Raw genomic sequence first — 14,234 nt, 5'->3', positions numbered from 1 at the left:
CAGAAAATGACATCCAGGCGTCCGGTCCAGAGGCGCCTTGAGGTCCTCAAAGGCGTCGACCTGGACATCCGCCGTGGAGAGACCGTCGTCATTTTGGGTTCCAGCGGCTCGGGAAAGAGCACCCTTCTGCGCTGCATCAACAAACTCGAAACCATCGACGGAGGCCGGATCCTCGTCAACGGCCACATGATCGGCTACGAAGACCGCGGCGGAAAACTGGTCAGCGAGAAACCTTCCATCACAGCCAAAAAGCGCACCGATGTCGGCATGGTTTTTCAACACTTCAACCTGTTCCTGAACAAGACCGCCCTGGGCAACGTGATGGCGCCCTTGCGCGACGTTAAAGGAATGACCGCCAAACAGGCCCGCGAAGTCGCACTCCCCCAGCTTCGCCTCGTCGGACTCGCGGACAGGGCGGAAAACTACCCCAGCCGTCTCTCCGGTGGACAGAAACAGCGCGTCGCCATAGCACGCGCCCTGGCCATGGAACCAAGCGTCATGCTCTTCGACGAACCCACCTCGGCATTGGACCCCGAACTTGTCGGTGAAGTCCTGAATGTCATCAAGAAGATTGCTCAGCAGGGCACGACCATGGTGATCGTCACCCACGAGATGCAGTTCGCCCGCGACATCGCAGACCGCATCGTCGTCATGGACCAAGGCGTCATCGTCGAGCAGGGGCCGCCCGAGGTCATTTTCACGCACCCCACACACGCCAAAACACGGGCGCTGTTGAGCCGTTCGGGCGTGCTGCCCAGCCCCTCAGCGTAAGGAATAATACTGAAATGAACCAACGATAATGGACGCCATCCCGCTCAGAACCTTGGATCTGACCGTCGAGCCCGGTCAGGACCTCAACGGGCTTCTTGATGCAGCAGTGCAGCAGTTGATGACGGCAGCGATCGCAGAAAAGGCAGGTATCCAGGTTGTCCGCTCCGCCGTCGGAACCTACACTGCATCTGTATCGGCTGAGGTTCCTTTCGGGACAACCATGGAGTCCTGGGAACCGCCGCAGACCGCAGCCGCCCCTCTCGCCCACTTCACCCCGTAGGAGCAACACAAGAACTGCCCTGGGCACGATAAATTTCGTGCCCAAGGCAGTTTGTGTGGCCTGTCCGGGCCTCTAATACAGCTGGCCGCCGACAGGCACTGCCTTACCCGGGACGACCAGGACGCATTCTCCATCTGCATCAGGAACGCCCAGGGTCAGAACCTCCGAGAGGACGGGTCCGATTCGCCGGGCGGGGAGGTTGACGACACACATGACGCGTGTGCCTGCCAACTCATCGAGGGTGTAGTTGGCCGGTAGCTGGGCGCTGGAGCGCTTGACGCCGAGCTCTGGACCCAGGTCGATCCACAGCTTGTAGGCTGGCTTGCGGGCTTCGGGAAATTCTTCGGCTTTGACGATTTCCCCGACACGGATGTCAACTTTTTGGAAGTCTGCAAATTCGATCATGGGTCTCTCCTGTGTTAGCGGCAGTTTCAACTGCTCGGCGGTTTGGGTTCTTCAGGTGGCGGTGTAGCCGCCGTCGACCGGTAGCGAGATTCCGGTCAGGTATGCGGCAGCGTCCGAGGCCAGATAGACCACAGCGCCGGCCACGTCGCGGGCTTCGGCTACACGGCCCAGGGGTATTCCGGCTGCGGCTCTTTGGGCGGCCTCGGCGGGGTCATCTTGTTCAGCCGTCCAGGCTTCGAACAGGGGGGTCCTGGTCATTCCTGGCGCGATCGCGTTGACCCTGATGTTGTGGGGGGCGAGTTCCACGGCTGCGGATCTTGTCAGGGCCAGCACGGCTCCTTTGGACGCTGCGTAGATGGACATGGATGGGACTCCAATGGAGGCCAGCCGGGAGGTGATGTTGATAATCGATCCACCGCCGAGTTTCTTCATGAGAGCACCTGCTGCCTGCAGCATCGCCAGGGATGCAAAGGTGTTGGTCTCAAAGACAGCCCGGACGGTCTCCATGGGTGTCGTGAGCAGGTCGCCGGTGTGGTCGATGCCGGCGTTATTGACCAGGACGTCCAAGCCGCCGCCAAAAGCGTAAGCGGCGCGGACGATGTGCTGTGCTGAGTCTGAACTGGTCAGGTCCGCTGCCACAAACCGAGCACGCGGGCCAAGGTCCGCAGCGAGGGCTTCCCCGGTAGGAAGCGAGCGGCCGGTCAGCAATACGTTGTATCCGGCCTCGTAAAGGGCCCTGGCAGTGGCGTCGCCGATGCCCGAGGTAGCTCCGGTGACAATCGCTGTCGGCGGCGGAACGTTTTCTCGAGGAGCGGTCACGATGCTGCACGCGTCCCGGCCGGCTGCCCTGCCGGCAAAGCGGTTTCTGCCGACGCCGGCTTTGGACGACGTTTGGTGGGCGCGACATTCACCAAAACCAGTCCCGCAATGACGAGCGGGAAACCGAACCAGCCCTCGGGCCGGAACGCTTCGCCGATGATGAGGACGGCCAGTACGGTGGCCACAACGGGCTCCAGAACCGTATAGAGGGTTGCGGTTGAGGCTTTCATCCGTCCAAGACCGAAAGCGAACAGTGTGTGCCCCAGCGCGGTGGGAATGACCGCCAAATACAGGAGGACAGCCCAAACAGGGGTCGTGAACGTGTTCTCACCGGTAAAGGCCAAGAGCCCAAGCATGGGTAGCGCGGCGGTCCCCTGAATGGCTGCGACCACTGTCCGATGTGCCATTCCCTCGGGACGGTTGGCGCATGGCTGAATGAGCCGGCCGGTCGCAAAGGCGTACAGCGCGTAGGTTATGCCTGCAACGAGGCCCGCTACGATACCTGGGACCAAGCCGGCCGCGTCGCCGGTGCCATGGTCTTCGCGGGCAGCCAGCAGAATTCCTGCGCCCGCGACCGTCACCAGCATCGCAGCCGTCCAGGTAATGGTCACTCGTTTGCCGTCCACAACCCATTCGAGCAGGCCCGCGAAGAGCGGACCTGAGCCAATGGAAATGATGGTCCCCAAGGCGGCGCCGGTCAGGGACACCGACACGTAGAACAGGGGCATGTACATCATCAGCCCCAAGGCCCCGAGCAGGATGTACCGTGTTGCGCCGCGGGTCCTGAAGGACTTGAGCACAGCCTTCAGGGAAATCAGCCCCAGGATTATCCCTCCGACACCGACGCTGGCTGCTCCTACCGCTACGGGATTTTCCTGCGGGATAAGCACTGCTGCAACTCCTGTGGTTCCCCAGAGCGTGGCCGTGGTGATGATTGCCGGGGCGCCCCAGCGGGTGGGCTGGATCGCGGTCACAGCGCGGCCACCAAGTCCTTGGCCATGCTGCGTGCCTCCGCCAGGCACTCATCATTGCCTTCCAGCCCTGCCCTAGCCATGGCCCCTTCGAGGAGGAAGGAAAGCTGCCGCGCGGTTGCGGCGTTCCGCGCACCACGCTGCGGAGCAATTTCCGTCAGATGGCCGGCCAGGAGGCCTTCAACCTCTTCCTTGTGAACCTTCACGATGTTCCGGCCGGGGTCCCCTACGGGAAGTTCGGCAGCGGCGTTAAGTAGCCCGCATCCGCGGAAGCCCCGCTCGTATTCGAAGTGTGCGTGGTCGGTGTAGGCGTCAAAGACGGCCAGCAGCCGATCGATGGGCGTCCGGGCGGCGTCCCGCCGGCGCCGATAGAGGCCCAGCCATTCCTCGTGCCGTTCGTTCAAGTACGCGGCCACAAGATCGGCTTTGGAAGCAAAGTTGTTGTAGAGGCTCATCTTGGCTACTCCAGCGTCTGCTGTCACGGCGTCTATGCCGGTGGAGGCAAGCCCATCTGCGTAGAAGAGCTTCGCTGCAGATTGCAGCAGCTTCTCTCTGGCGGGACGCCTGCGTCCGGAAGCCTCGGTGTTGTGGTTGTTGGTTGTTTTCATGGAACCACCTTAATTAGGTAGACCAGTCTACCTAATCAATGCGTTACCCCACAAGACGTAATGCCCAGCCAGTTCTCCGATTTCCACACCTTGCAGCCTTCTTCTTCGAACACCGCAGCGCGGCCCCCTCCGCCGTCCACCCAGAGCCAGAAGAGTGAGGCATCGTTGGCTACAGCGTCGATGAATCCGGCGTGGACACGCCCGTCGGGAAGTTGAACGACGACGCGGTCCCCTGCATTCAAAAAGACCCAGTCATATAGGCGCATCGGGTTCTCCTCCGGAACCGCCAGCGCTTCGGGCAACACTTGCGCCGAAACCGGTGCCGGCCCTCCGGGATGGGCGGACATCCTTACCTCGCTCATGGCCCCTACCACCCGCGCTCTGCGAGGCGGTGGGGTTCGGGGATTTCGTCGACGTTGATGCCGACCATGGCTTCGCCCAGGCCGCGGGAGACCTTGGCGATCACGTCAGGGTCGTCGTGGAAGGTGGTGGCCTTGACGACGGCGGCCGCGCGCTCTGCGGGGTTGCCGGACTTGAAGATACCGGAACCGACGAACACGCCATCCGCACCCAGCTGCATCATCATCGCCGCATCAGCCGGGGTCGCGATGCCACCGGCGGTGAACAACACCACCGGAAGCTTGCCCGTGGCAGCAACTTCCTTCACCAACTCGTACGGGGCCTGCAACTCCTTGGCCGCAACATACAGCTCGTCCTCGGGAAGAGCCGAAAGCTTCGCGATCTCAGCACGGATCTTACGCATGTGACCGGTCGCGTTGGACACATCACCGGTACCGGCTTCGCCCTTGGAACGGATCATCGCAGCACCTTCGTTGATGCGGCGCAGCGCCTCACCCAGGTTGGTGGCACCACAAACGAACGGAACAGTGAAGTTCCACTTGTCGATGTGGTTGATGTAGTCCGCCGGGGTCAACACCTCGGACTCATCGATGTAGTCCACACCCAACGACTGCAGGACCTGGGCCTCGACGAAGTGGCCGATACGGGCCTTGGCCATCACCGGGATGGACACCGCGGCAATGATCTGATCGATCATGTCGGGATCGGACATGCGGGACACGCCACCCTGGGCGCGGATATCAGCCGGAACACGCTCCAGCGCCATGACAGCCACGGCACCGGCATCCTCGGCCATGCGGGCCTGCTCGACGTTAACGACGTCCATGATGACGCCGCCCTTGAGCATCTCCGCCATGCCCCGCTTAACGCGGCTGGAGCCGGTGGTGGTTGGGGTCGTGTCAGTCATGGGAGTTCCTTCTTTTGCGTCGGGATTGGAAGGCGGTGGGCTGGGGCAGGAACCGCCACTGAACGGCAGCACCGTTCAGTGGCGGCATCAGGTCACCGCGATGAAGCGTGATGCGTACCCGCGGTTCCGGGATGGATTCCCAGATTCCGAGGGTGGGACAGTGGCTGCCGGTTTCGGCGAGCCTATCTTCGCGCCGCATCAGGCGCGTCCCGGCGCGTGGCCTCAGGTCCTGCTGGTTCTTAGCCAACTTCTTGCCGTTCACGCAGAGCCAGCCGGCGGGGGCTGTTGGGGTTCAGGAGAGAGTTTTTGCGACCGTAGAACCAGTAGACGATGAGCCCGATGATGAGCCAGCCGCCGAAACGGACCCAGGTGTCCCAGTGCAGCTGCAGCATCAGGAAACCGGAGGCAAGCAGGCCGAAGATCGGAACGATGGGCATGAACGGGATCCGGAACGTGCGGGGTGTGTCCGGGCGGGTCTTGCGCAGGACGATGACGGCGGCGCAGACGACCACGAAGGCGGCGAGGATGCCGATGTTGGTCAAGTCGGCGACCAGACGAATGGGGAAGACTCCGGCCAGGAGAGCCGAGGCGATGCCGGCGATCCAGGTGACACGCAGCGGCACGCCGCGCTTACGGTCGGTCTTGGCGAACCAGCCCGGCAGCAGGCCGTCGCGGCTCATGGAGAACCAGACACGGGTGACGCCGAGCATGAAGGTGAGCATCACAGTGAGGATGGAGACAACGGCGAAGGCGGAGATGATGGTGGCGATCGTGGGCATGCCGACCGAGTCAAAGGCCGACGCGAAGGCGCTCTGCGGGTTGATTTCCGTGTATTTCTGCATGCCGGTCAGCACGAGAGTCGCCAGGACGTACAGGGCCATGGCGATGGCAAGGGACAGCAGAATCGCTTTGGGCATGTGCTTCTTGCCGTCAACTGCTTCTTCGGCGGCGGTGCTCATGGCGTCGTAGCCGAAGACGGCGAAAAAGACCGTGGCCGCTCCCGCCATGGCCGGCTCAAAGCCGTTGGGCATGAAGGGCACGAAGTTTTCGGTGTGTATATGGAAGATGCCGATCCCGATGATGGCCAGAACGACGATGATCTTCAAGCCGACGGCCACGAGTTCGAAGCGTCCGAAGCTCTTGGAGCCGCGGCTGAGTATCCACGTGACCAGCAGGCAGGTCAGGATCGCAGGCAAGTTGATGATGCCATCGGGGGTCTCGGGGGTGTGGGCGTAGGCGAGAGCTGCGGGCAGTTCGATGCCGATGCCGCCCAGGAACGCTGAGAAGTAGCCGGAGATGCCAATAGCGACGACCGAAACGATCGCGGTGTACTCGAGCAACAGGTCCCAACCGATGAACCATCCGACGATTTCACCCAGGGCGACATAGCCATAGGTATAGGCCGATCCGGCGCGTGGGATCATCCCGGCGAACTCGGCGTAGGACAGCGCGGCAGCAGCGCTGGCAAGCCCGGCGATGAGGAAGGAGATGACAACCGCTGGCCCAACAGCCGGATTGACTGCGTCACCGCGGGCCACCACGCCCGCCAGCGTGAAGATGCCGACACCGATAATGCCTCCTACACCAATGGCGGTCAGTTGCCACAGACCCAAAGCCTTCTTGAGTCCGGAACCGTGACCATCCTCCCCTCCGACCTCATCAATAGGTTTGCGACTGAGCACGGAATAGCGCGCAGGACTGGACATAAAGCTCCTGAGTTAGTGGTTAGCCTGCCGTGGGCACTGCTGTGGGCACCAGGCGGCGGTGACGTGGGTAACAAGGATTCTGGTTCACCGAACGTAGGATTGTCAACAATCAGAGAATTAGCACTAGCCGTTTATCGGCGTGAGCAGTACGATTGTTGACAATCATCCGATACTTCGATAGTCGAGGAACCTCATGAAACGTACCGAAGGGTTCCAGCCGATCAGCCAGGAGTCCACTCCTGCGCTGATCGCTGCCCAGTTGCGAGAGCACATCAGCCGTGGCTCCATGGCCCCCGGCGCCCAGTTGGTGGAGATGGAAATTGCCAGTGCTCTCGGCGTCAGCCGCGGGCCAATCCGCGAAGCCATCCAGCGGCTGACGCAGGAAGGGCTGTTGGTCAGCATCCGCAACAGGGGCGTGTTCGTCGCTGAATTCGGACCGGACGACATTCGCGACATTTATGAGGCCCGCACGGCCGTGGAAAAGGCTGCGGCCGGGATCCTCGTTAGCGGTGACCACGCTCTGGCCGGCAAAGAACTGCTGCTCAAAGTGGACGACATGGATGCCGCCCGGATGAAAAACAACTCCGAGGCCATGTCCGCCGCAGATGTCGCCTTCCATGAACGCCTCGTCGAGATGGCAGCCAGTCCGCGACTGTCACGCATGCACGGCACCCTCCTGACCGAGACCCGCATGTGCCTGAACCGGTTGGAGGGCCGCTACTTGGACGAATCGGTCAGGGTCGCTGAACACCGTCACATCGCCGAGGCGCTCAGCAACGGCAACGCGAACGGGTTGATGAAACTGCTCGACGCCCACAAGGACGACGCTCTGGCCCGCCTACTGACTGAGAAGCCTTCAAGCGCCAGTCTCCAGACTGCCTAGAAAGTCCCGGCCGTGATGCATCATGTTCGATGATCTTCAGCGACGGGTCAACGAGGTCGCCCGACGGGTAGGACTACCGGTCTCGCTGACAACACCCGATCTGGACTCCATCGTTTTCAGTCCCCACTCCGGGCTCATCATAGACGCCGTGCGATCCAAGTCCCTCCTCAGCCGGGGCACCGAAGAATGGGTGGTCCGGTGGTTCCGGCAGGCGGGGGTCGGTGGTTCCCTTGAGCCGACGTTCGTTCCCGGAATACCGGCGAAGGAAGCAATGTCCCGGTGGGTGGTACCGGTCCATACTGGCGGCGTCATCCTCGGCTACCTGGCGATCCTTGATCCGGAAGCCATCTGCGATCCAGAAACCCTCGAGGCCGTGGAGGAGCAGGCCGCCGACATCGCACGCATTATGGTCGATTCCGAGGAGTCGGCCAGCCTGGCCAAGGACAGGCTCCGGCGGGTCCTGACCGGGCATGGCACCGACCAGGCTGCGGCCACCGAGGAACTTTGGGACCAGCTCGACAGCCGCGTCCACCAGTGGATGATCGCGGCCGCGACGTCCGTGGACGCTGCCGCGCACAAGGTTGAGAGACGACCCAAAGCGCAGGTGCAGCGCGGGTCACCGTCCCTAGGGGCACTCACTGTCGAATGCGCCTTCGAGGATCATCACGTGCTTCTCCTTGCCGGCGACTCAACTCTGGACCCGGATGCCCTTGCCGACCTCATCCCCTGCTGCCCGACGCCTTTAATTGGCGCGGGCGGACCGGTCGAGGAAGCGACCAGCCTTCCCCGCTCCTACCGGCAAGCCCTCGGAGCGCTCCGGACCGCCACGGCCAGGGAACCTGCTCCCGACAGGACCATCCGCTGGACCGAACTGAGTCCCATCAAGGTTCTGGCCCTTCAGGATCCGGACACCCTGGCCGACACCGTGCCCCCGACCATCGCCGCCCTCGGATCGGAAACCGAACTCCTCGAAACCGTAGACCACTACTTGGACCACGGGCGCAAACCCGACCTCGTCGCCGACAGCCTCCACATCCACCGAGGCACCCTGTACTACCGCCTGCGGAAATTTGAGGACGCCACGGGCCTGGACCTGGAGTCCGGCAAAGACCGACTGACGATTCAGCTCTCCCTGGAAGCACTCAAACTCCTGCGGGCACCCAAATGGCACCACGCCCACTAATCGCCGCTCAACGAAAAGAAGACCATGATCTGCACCTACCTGCTGTTACGCCCCGCGCCCGAGTCCCTGGAAGCGCTCGTCACCTACTACCGCGACCATGACGTCATTGGCGCTGCCCTCCCCTACGGGCTGCGAAAGGGAGAGCTCGGACACCCCGTACAAAACGCCACCACAGTCGCTGTCGTTTCTCTCTGGGACTCGCAGGACGCCTACCTCGGATGGTTGAAAGCGCCGGAGCGTAAAAGCCTCATTGCCGGCATGATGCCGCTTCTCGATGGCGCAGACTCCATCACTGGCTGGAGCAAGGAAACGGACGCCGTGTCGAGCGTGGACTTCTCGGTCCTCTTCGGCGAACGACCCGTTTCCATCAGGATCCGCACCGGGGCAGACACTGCGCCCTGAGCCTGTGCCCACCGCTACCACTGCCTTGGAACAGAGGTTGAACCGGCGTTGGAACCGAAGTTGAACGGCAGTTGAACCAGCGGCGACGAACACTAATCCCGCGTCCATAGTCCCCAAGTGACCCCGGTCATAGGCTTTAGTCAACAATCCGACAAAAGCCTGAAAGCGACCGACATGTCATCCACACTTATTTTGGCCAATGCCACGGTCATCACCGCCGACGGAACCGACCCCATCCAGAACGCGTTCATCCGCGTGGACGGCACCCGGATCTCACGGGTCTCACGCACCGCTATCCAGAGCACCGACGCCAAGGTCATCGACTGCACCGGCATGACCGTCATACCGGGCCTCATCGACGCCCACACACACATTTCCGCAGGAGACTACCTGAACAAGGTCCACCTCCTGCCGACGGCGGTGAACGCCGCCCGTGGCTTCCGGGCCCTGAGCGAATGCCTCGACTACGGCATCACCACCATCCGCGACGCCGGGTTTACCGACTACGGCTTCAAGCAAGCCGTCCTCGAAGGCAGCGCCGAAGGACCGCGCATGCACCTGGCCATCGCTCCGCTCAGCCAGACCGGAGGCCACAGCGACTTCCGCACCCGGGAAGAAGACGACTACCGCCGGGCGGACGGGGTCTACCACCCCGGCTTGGTCGCCGACGGCCCCGACGGATGCCGGCGTGCCGCCCGCGAAGTGTTGCGCCGCGGCGCGGACCAGATCAAGATCATGGCCAGCGGGGGCTGCACCTCCCCTACCGACAGCGTGGACCACACCCAGTTCACGGATGAGGAGATGCGGGCCATCGTCTACGAGGCCCGGGCCCAGGAAAAATACGTCATGGCCCACGCCTACACCCCGCAATCCATCCTGGCCTGCGTCGCAGCAGGCATTCGCAGCATCGAACACGGCAACGGCGTGGACGAGGAGGCAGCGGATGCCATGCGCGAGTCGGGCACCTTCGCAGTCCCCACCGTCGCGACCTACGAACTGCTCCTGCGCGACGGCCTCGCCGGAGGCATGCCCGAAGACCAAGTCACGATGGTCAAGAAAGTCCTTGGAACCGCCTACGAGGCGTTGGAAATCCTCAAAGACCGCGGCGTCAAAATCGCCTCAGGTTCGGACGTACTGGGGCCCCACCAGGGCTACAAGACCTACGAACTCGAATTGAAGGCGCGGGTGCTCGGCGCACTGGGCACCCTCGAAGCAAGCACCCGCACCAATGCCGAGCTGATCGGCATGGATCATGACCTCGGCACCATCGCCGAAGGCAAACTCGCCGATCTGGTGGTTCTCTCCCGCGACCCGCTGGCCGACATCACCACGCTGCAAGACAAAACCACCTTCCAGCTGGTCCTGAGCGAAGGCCGGATTTTCCGCGACCGCCGCAACGCCTAACCCACTCCCTCAACAACAAGGAACACTGACATGCAAAGTCAAAGCACCGCGATTTCCCCTCCGGAAGCGCACGAACAAAACCAGGCGAAGAAGGCCTACGTCGCCGCCGGCATCGGCTGGGGCCTGGATGGCCTAACCTGGACAATCTACGGCTTCGCTCTCACTGCCGTCGGACCGGTCCTCGGGTTCACCTCCGCCACCGCGGGCTGGATCACCGCCATCAGCATCGTCGCCTCAGCTGTCGGCGGCGCCCTCGGCGGCGTCCTTGCAGACCGTTTCGGCCGCGTCCGGACCCTGACCTGGGTCATCCTCGGGTACTGTCTCTTCACCGGTCTGACCGCCACGTCCCAGGACGTCACCCAGTTCGCCATCTGGCGCGTCCTCGAAGGCCTCGCCTTCGGCGCCGAATGGGCCGTAGGCGCAGCTCTCGTCTCCGAATACGCACCTGCCCACAAACGCGGCCGCATCCTCTCTGCCATCCACAGCTGCTACGCCCTCGGCTGGGCACTGTCCACCGCCATCTACCTCTGGGTCTTCTCCATCGCCGATCCGGCCGTCGGCTGGCGCTACCTGTTCTTCATCGGCGTCATCCCCGCCATCGTCGCCTTCTGGATCCGCCGCACCGTCAAGGACAAAGTCCAGGTCACCAAAAAGCCCAAGGGCACCAAGCTTCCCCTAACGATGCTCTTCAGCCGCTCCCAAATCCGCACCACCCTCCTGGCCACCCTTATGGGCATGGGCGTCCAGGGCATCTACTACTCCGTCTTCGTCTTCCTTCCCTCCTTCCTTAAAACCGAGCGGGGAATGAGTGTGGTCGGCACCGCTGGCTACACCTGGGTTGTCATCGCCGGATCCTTCCTCGGCTACCTGATCTCCGGCCACATCCACGACCGGTTCGGCCGCCGCCCAACCTTCGCTTTCTTCTTCCTCGCCTCCATCGCCTCCATCGTCCTTTTCGTGCTGACACCGGTGGCGCAGCCGTTCATCGCCCTGCCCATCTGCTTCCTGCTCGGCTTCTTCGCCTCCGGCCAGGCCGGCGGCCTGGGCGCCTTCCTGGCCGAACTCTTCCCGACTGAAATGCGCGCCACCGGACAAGGATTCGCCTACAACGTAGGGCGCGGCGTGGCCGCATTCGGCCCCCTGTCCATCGGCCTGTTCTCCGCCTCCATCGGGCTGGGAAACTCCATCATGACCGTAGGTGCAATCGGGGCAACCCTGGCACTGCTCGCCGTCTGGGCGCTTCCGGAAACAAAGAACAAGGACATCCTCACCACCCACTAATATTTTTTCGTATGATTGTTGACAATCGTGATGTGGACGATCATTATTGATGCAGGTGGTCAGCGCCACATCCTGACCCGGCGGAGACGCTTCCGCAAACAGCGAGACACCAGCGCAAGCCCCGACCGGGGCCATCAACGACAAACAAAAGGGAATGAACATGTTCGAAGAATTCGACGCCCTTAGCTTCGACTGCTACGGCACTCTGATTGACTGGGAAGCAGGCATCGCCGCCGTTCTCGGACCCTGGGGCCGCGCAGCTCGTCCCGAACTGACCGACGAGGACCTTCTGCTCGCCTACGCAGACGAAGAAGCCCGCATCGAAAAGGAACACCCGACCACCCTCTACCCGCAGGTCCTGGCCGAAGCGTTCCGCGCAACCGGCGCCAAGCTGGGCATCCCGGTCTCCGACGCAGACGCCGAGAAGCTCGGCTCCTCGGTTCCGGAATGGCCCGCCTTCCCGGATTCGGTCGAGGCACTGCGCAAGCTCAAGACCCGCTTCAAGCTGATCATCCTCTCCAACATCGACAATAAGAGCTTCGAAGGCAGCAACGCCCGCCTCGGAGTCGAATTCGACCGGATCATCACCGCCGAAGAGGTCGGCAGCTACAAGCCGAACCAGCGCAACTTCGGAGCCCTCAACGCCTACGTCGACAGCGAAGGCCTCAAGGTCCTGCACGTGGCCCAGAGCCTGTTCCACGATCATGTTCCCGGCAAGGCAGCAGGCCTGAAGGGCGTCTGGATCAACCGCCGCCACAACGCTCCGGGCTGGGGCGCGACCCCCGACCCCGGCGCTGAAGTCAGCCCCGACTGGACGTTCAACTCCATGGCCGAATTCGCTGACGCCGCCGTCCCGCAGACGGTCGCATCGAACTAAGCTCCGGCTTACCAGATCCGCGGCCAGCACCCCGAGACCCCCTAGCGGCGGTACCGGGTGCTGGCCGCACCACTATCCAAACGATTGGTACATCCGATGACTTCCCTTAGCCCCATCCTCAAGCAAGCCACCCCCGTCGTGGTGGACCACGCTCTCGGCAGCTGGATCTACGGCACCGATGGCCGGGAGTACCTGGACTTCACGACCGGCATCGGCGTGACCAGCACCGGCCACTGTCACCCGAAGGTCGTCGCCGCCGCCCGCGAACAGGTCGGCAAGATCATCCACGCCCAGTACACCACTGTCATGCACCAGCCCCTGCTGGAACTGACCGAGAAGCTCGGAGAGGTCCTCCCCGCCGGGCTGGACTCCGTCTTCTACGCCAACTCCGGGTCCGAAGCAGTCGAGGCTGCGATCCGTCTGGCCCGCATGGCCACCGGACGACCCAACATCGTCGTCTTCCAGGGTGGTTTCCACGGCCGCACCGTCGCCGCCGCATCCCTGACCACCGCCGGCACCAAGTTCTCCGCCGGATACGCACCGCTCATGGCCGGCGTGCACATGTCCGCTTTCCCGTACGCCTACCGCTACGGCTGGGACGAAGCAACCGCCGTCGAGTTCGCCCTCCAGGAACTGGACTACCTCCTCAAGACCCGCACCGCACCCAACGACACCGCCGCGTTCCTCATCGAACCAGCCCTCGGCGACGGCGGCTACCTGCCCACCCCGCCGGCGTTCATGGAAGGCCTGCGCGAACGCGCCGACCTGCACGGCATCAAGCTGATCTTCGATGAAGTCCAAGCGGGCGTAGGCCGTACCGGTAAGTTCTGGGGCCACCAGTACTCCACGGCGACACCGGACATCATCATCACCGCCAAGGGCATCGCCTCCGGCTTCCCGATCTCCGCGATCGCTGCCTCCACCGAGACCATGTCCAAGGCATGGCCCGGTTCCCAGGGCGGAACCTACGGTGGCAATGCCGTTTCCGCGGCCGCCGGTGTGGCAACGCTCGGTGTCGTCGAAGAAGAAGGCCTCGTGGAGAACTCCCGCGTCCGTGGCTTGCAGCTGCAGGCCGGCCTGAAAGCCATCCAGTCCCGCTTTCCGGTGATCGGCAACGTCCGTGGCCTGGGCCTGATGCAGGGCATCGAATTCACCACCCCCGAAGGCACCCCGGATGCGGCAACGGCCGCCGCCGTGCAGCAGGCCACCACCGATCAGGATCTGCTGACCCTGACCTGCGGACCAGAAGGCAACGTGGTCCGCCTCATCCCTGCCCTCGTCGTCACCGAAAGCGAAATCGAAGCCGGACTCCAGCGCTTCGAAGCAGCAGTCGGCGCCGTCGTCGGCGCAGTACCGGCAACTGCCGGAGTCTAGGTA

Annotated in this window: 16 protein-coding genes; 9 read left to right on the top strand and 7 right to left on the bottom strand. The window is 63.0% G+C overall.

Going from position 1 to position 14,234, the window contains the following annotated elements:
* The first annotated feature begins 6 nt into the window (after positions 1 to 6).
* Both ACFVSI_RS01535 and ACFVSI_RS01530 read left to right on the top strand, forming a co-directional pair.
* On the top strand, positions 7 to 771 hold the full coding sequence (locus ACFVSI_RS01535; RefSeq protein WP_387819707.1) for an amino acid ABC transporter ATP-binding protein: 765 nt from the start codon (positions 7 to 9) through the stop codon (positions 769 to 771).
* A gap of 28 nt (positions 772 to 799) precedes the next feature.
* On the top strand, positions 800 to 1,051 hold the full coding sequence (locus tag ACFVSI_RS01530; RefSeq protein WP_387819206.1) for a hypothetical protein: 252 nt from the start codon (positions 800 to 802) through the stop codon (positions 1,049 to 1,051).
* A 72-nt stretch (positions 1,052 to 1,123) separates the two neighbouring features.
* On the opposite strand, the gene ACFVSI_RS01525 is transcribed toward ACFVSI_RS01530, so the two are convergent.
* From ACFVSI_RS01525 to ACFVSI_RS01495, 7 genes are all read right to left on the bottom strand, one after another.
* Positions 1,124 to 1,456, bottom strand: a complete 333-nt coding sequence (locus tag ACFVSI_RS01525; RefSeq protein ID WP_387819204.1) for a tRNA-binding protein — start codon at positions 1,454 to 1,456, stop codon at positions 1,124 to 1,126.
* Between the two features lie 51 nt (positions 1,457 to 1,507).
* Positions 1,508 to 2,275: an SDR family NAD(P)-dependent oxidoreductase gene (locus ACFVSI_RS01520; protein ID WP_387819203.1), complete on the bottom strand. Its 768-nt coding sequence runs from the start codon at positions 2,273 to 2,275 to the stop codon at positions 1,508 to 1,510.
* Complete coding sequence (locus ACFVSI_RS01515; RefSeq protein ID WP_387819201.1) at positions 2,272 to 3,249, bottom strand: DMT family transporter; 978 nt, start codon at positions 3,247 to 3,249, stop codon at positions 2,272 to 2,274. The genes ACFVSI_RS01520 and ACFVSI_RS01515 overlap by 4 nt, the downstream gene beginning before the upstream one ends.
* On the bottom strand, positions 3,246 to 3,854 hold the full coding sequence (locus tag ACFVSI_RS01510) for a TetR/AcrR family transcriptional regulator (protein ID WP_387819199.1): 609 nt from the start codon (positions 3,852 to 3,854) through the stop codon (positions 3,246 to 3,248). Before ACFVSI_RS01510 ends, ACFVSI_RS01515 begins: the two co-directional genes overlap by 4 nt.
* Before the next feature lie 35 nt (positions 3,855 to 3,889).
* Positions 3,890 to 4,216, bottom strand: coding sequence for a hypothetical protein (locus tag ACFVSI_RS01505; protein WP_387819198.1), 327 nt, complete (start codon positions 4,214 to 4,216; stop codon positions 3,890 to 3,892).
* A gap of 5 nt (positions 4,217 to 4,221) precedes the next feature.
* On the bottom strand, positions 4,222 to 5,121 hold the full coding sequence (pdxS, locus tag ACFVSI_RS01500; protein WP_387819196.1) for a pyridoxal 5'-phosphate synthase lyase subunit PdxS: 900 nt from the start codon (positions 5,119 to 5,121) through the stop codon (positions 4,222 to 4,224).
* A 239-nt stretch (positions 5,122 to 5,360) separates the two neighbouring features.
* Positions 5,361 to 6,827 carry an amino acid permease gene (locus tag ACFVSI_RS01495; protein WP_387819195.1) on the bottom strand — a complete coding sequence of 489 codons (1,467 nt, stop codon included), beginning with the start codon at positions 6,825 to 6,827 and terminating at the stop codon, positions 5,361 to 5,363.
* Between the two features lie 193 nt (positions 6,828 to 7,020).
* Between ACFVSI_RS01495 and ACFVSI_RS01490 the strand changes: the two genes are divergently transcribed.
* The 7 genes from ACFVSI_RS01490 (at position 7,021) to ACFVSI_RS01460 (ending at position 14,231) form a co-directional block, all read left to right on the top strand.
* Positions 7,021 to 7,710: a GntR family transcriptional regulator gene (locus tag ACFVSI_RS01490; RefSeq protein ID WP_387819193.1), complete on the top strand. Its 690-nt coding sequence runs from the start codon at positions 7,021 to 7,023 to the stop codon at positions 7,708 to 7,710.
* Positions 7,711 to 7,732: 22 nt separating this feature from the next.
* Complete coding sequence (locus ACFVSI_RS01485) at positions 7,733 to 8,893, top strand: PucR family transcriptional regulator (protein ID WP_387819192.1); 1,161 nt, start codon at positions 7,733 to 7,735, stop codon at positions 8,891 to 8,893.
* Positions 8,894 to 8,917: 24 nt separating this feature from the next.
* Positions 8,918 to 9,295 (top strand): antibiotic biosynthesis monooxygenase family protein, encoded by a 378-nt coding sequence (locus ACFVSI_RS01480; RefSeq protein WP_387819191.1) that lies wholly within the window; start codon positions 8,918 to 8,920, stop codon positions 9,293 to 9,295.
* A gap of 174 nt (positions 9,296 to 9,469) precedes the next feature.
* On the top strand, positions 9,470 to 10,699 hold the full coding sequence (locus ACFVSI_RS01475; RefSeq protein WP_387819190.1) for an amidohydrolase family protein: 1,230 nt from the start codon (positions 9,470 to 9,472) through the stop codon (positions 10,697 to 10,699).
* 30 nt (positions 10,700 to 10,729) lie between these two features.
* A complete protein-coding gene (locus tag ACFVSI_RS01470) occupies positions 10,730 to 11,980 on the top strand; it encodes an MFS transporter (RefSeq protein WP_387819189.1) in 1,251 nt (416 codons plus the stop codon).
* Between the two features lie 160 nt (positions 11,981 to 12,140).
* A complete protein-coding gene (locus ACFVSI_RS01465) occupies positions 12,141 to 12,857 on the top strand; it encodes a haloacid dehalogenase type II (protein WP_387819188.1) in 717 nt (238 codons plus the stop codon).
* A gap of 96 nt (positions 12,858 to 12,953) precedes the next feature.
* Positions 12,954 to 14,231 carry an aspartate aminotransferase family protein gene (locus ACFVSI_RS01460; protein WP_387819187.1) on the top strand — a complete coding sequence of 426 codons (1,278 nt, stop codon included), beginning with the start codon at positions 12,954 to 12,956 and terminating at the stop codon, positions 14,229 to 14,231.
* Positions 14,232 to 14,234 lie beyond the last annotated feature (3 nt).

Origin of the sequence: Paenarthrobacter sp. NPDC057981, assembly GCF_042886835.1 — a bacterium.
Lineage (GTDB): Bacteria > Actinomycetota > Actinomycetes > Actinomycetales > Micrococcaceae > Arthrobacter.
The sequence above is the reverse complement of the archived record's forward strand: the minus strand, read 5'-3'. Positions and strand labels throughout refer to the sequence as shown.

Bases quoted from the DNA above. Each gene is read 5' to 3' on its own strand.
- ACFVSI_RS01535 (WP_387819707.1), top strand. From the start codon at position 7: ATGACATCCAGGCGTCCGGTCCAGAGGCGCCTTGAGGTCCTCAAAGGC.
- ACFVSI_RS01530 (WP_387819206.1), top strand. From the start codon at position 800: ATGGACGCCATCCCGCTCAGAACCTTGGATCTGACCGTCGAGCCCGGT.
- ACFVSI_RS01525 (WP_387819204.1), bottom strand. From the start codon at position 1,456: ATGATCGAATTTGCAGACTTCCAAAAAGTTGACATCCGTGTCGGGGAA.
- ACFVSI_RS01510 (WP_387819199.1), bottom strand. From the start codon at position 3,854: ATGAAAACAACCAACAACCACAACACCGAGGCTTCCGGACGCAGGCGT.
- ACFVSI_RS01505 (WP_387819198.1), bottom strand. From the start codon at position 4,216: ATGAGCGAGGTAAGGATGTCCGCCCATCCCGGAGGGCCGGCACCGGTT.
- pdxS (WP_387819196.1), bottom strand. From the start codon at position 5,121: ATGACTGACACGACCCCAACCACCACCGGCTCCAGCCGCGTTAAGCGG.
- ACFVSI_RS01495 (WP_387819195.1), bottom strand. From the start codon at position 6,827: ATGTCCAGTCCTGCGCGCTATTCCGTGCTCAGTCGCAAACCTATTGAT.
- ACFVSI_RS01490 (WP_387819193.1), top strand. From the start codon at position 7,021: ATGAAACGTACCGAAGGGTTCCAGCCGATCAGCCAGGAGTCCACTCCT.
- ACFVSI_RS01485 (WP_387819192.1), top strand. From the start codon at position 7,733: ATGTTCGATGATCTTCAGCGACGGGTCAACGAGGTCGCCCGACGGGTA.
- ACFVSI_RS01480 (WP_387819191.1), top strand. From the start codon at position 8,918: ATGATCTGCACCTACCTGCTGTTACGCCCCGCGCCCGAGTCCCTGGAA.
- ACFVSI_RS01475 (WP_387819190.1), top strand. From the start codon at position 9,470: ATGTCATCCACACTTATTTTGGCCAATGCCACGGTCATCACCGCCGAC.
- ACFVSI_RS01470 (WP_387819189.1), top strand. From the start codon at position 10,730: ATGCAAAGTCAAAGCACCGCGATTTCCCCTCCGGAAGCGCACGAACAA.
- ACFVSI_RS01465 (WP_387819188.1), top strand. From the start codon at position 12,141: ATGTTCGAAGAATTCGACGCCCTTAGCTTCGACTGCTACGGCACTCTG.
- ACFVSI_RS01460 (WP_387819187.1), top strand. From the start codon at position 12,954: ATGACTTCCCTTAGCCCCATCCTCAAGCAAGCCACCCCCGTCGTGGTG.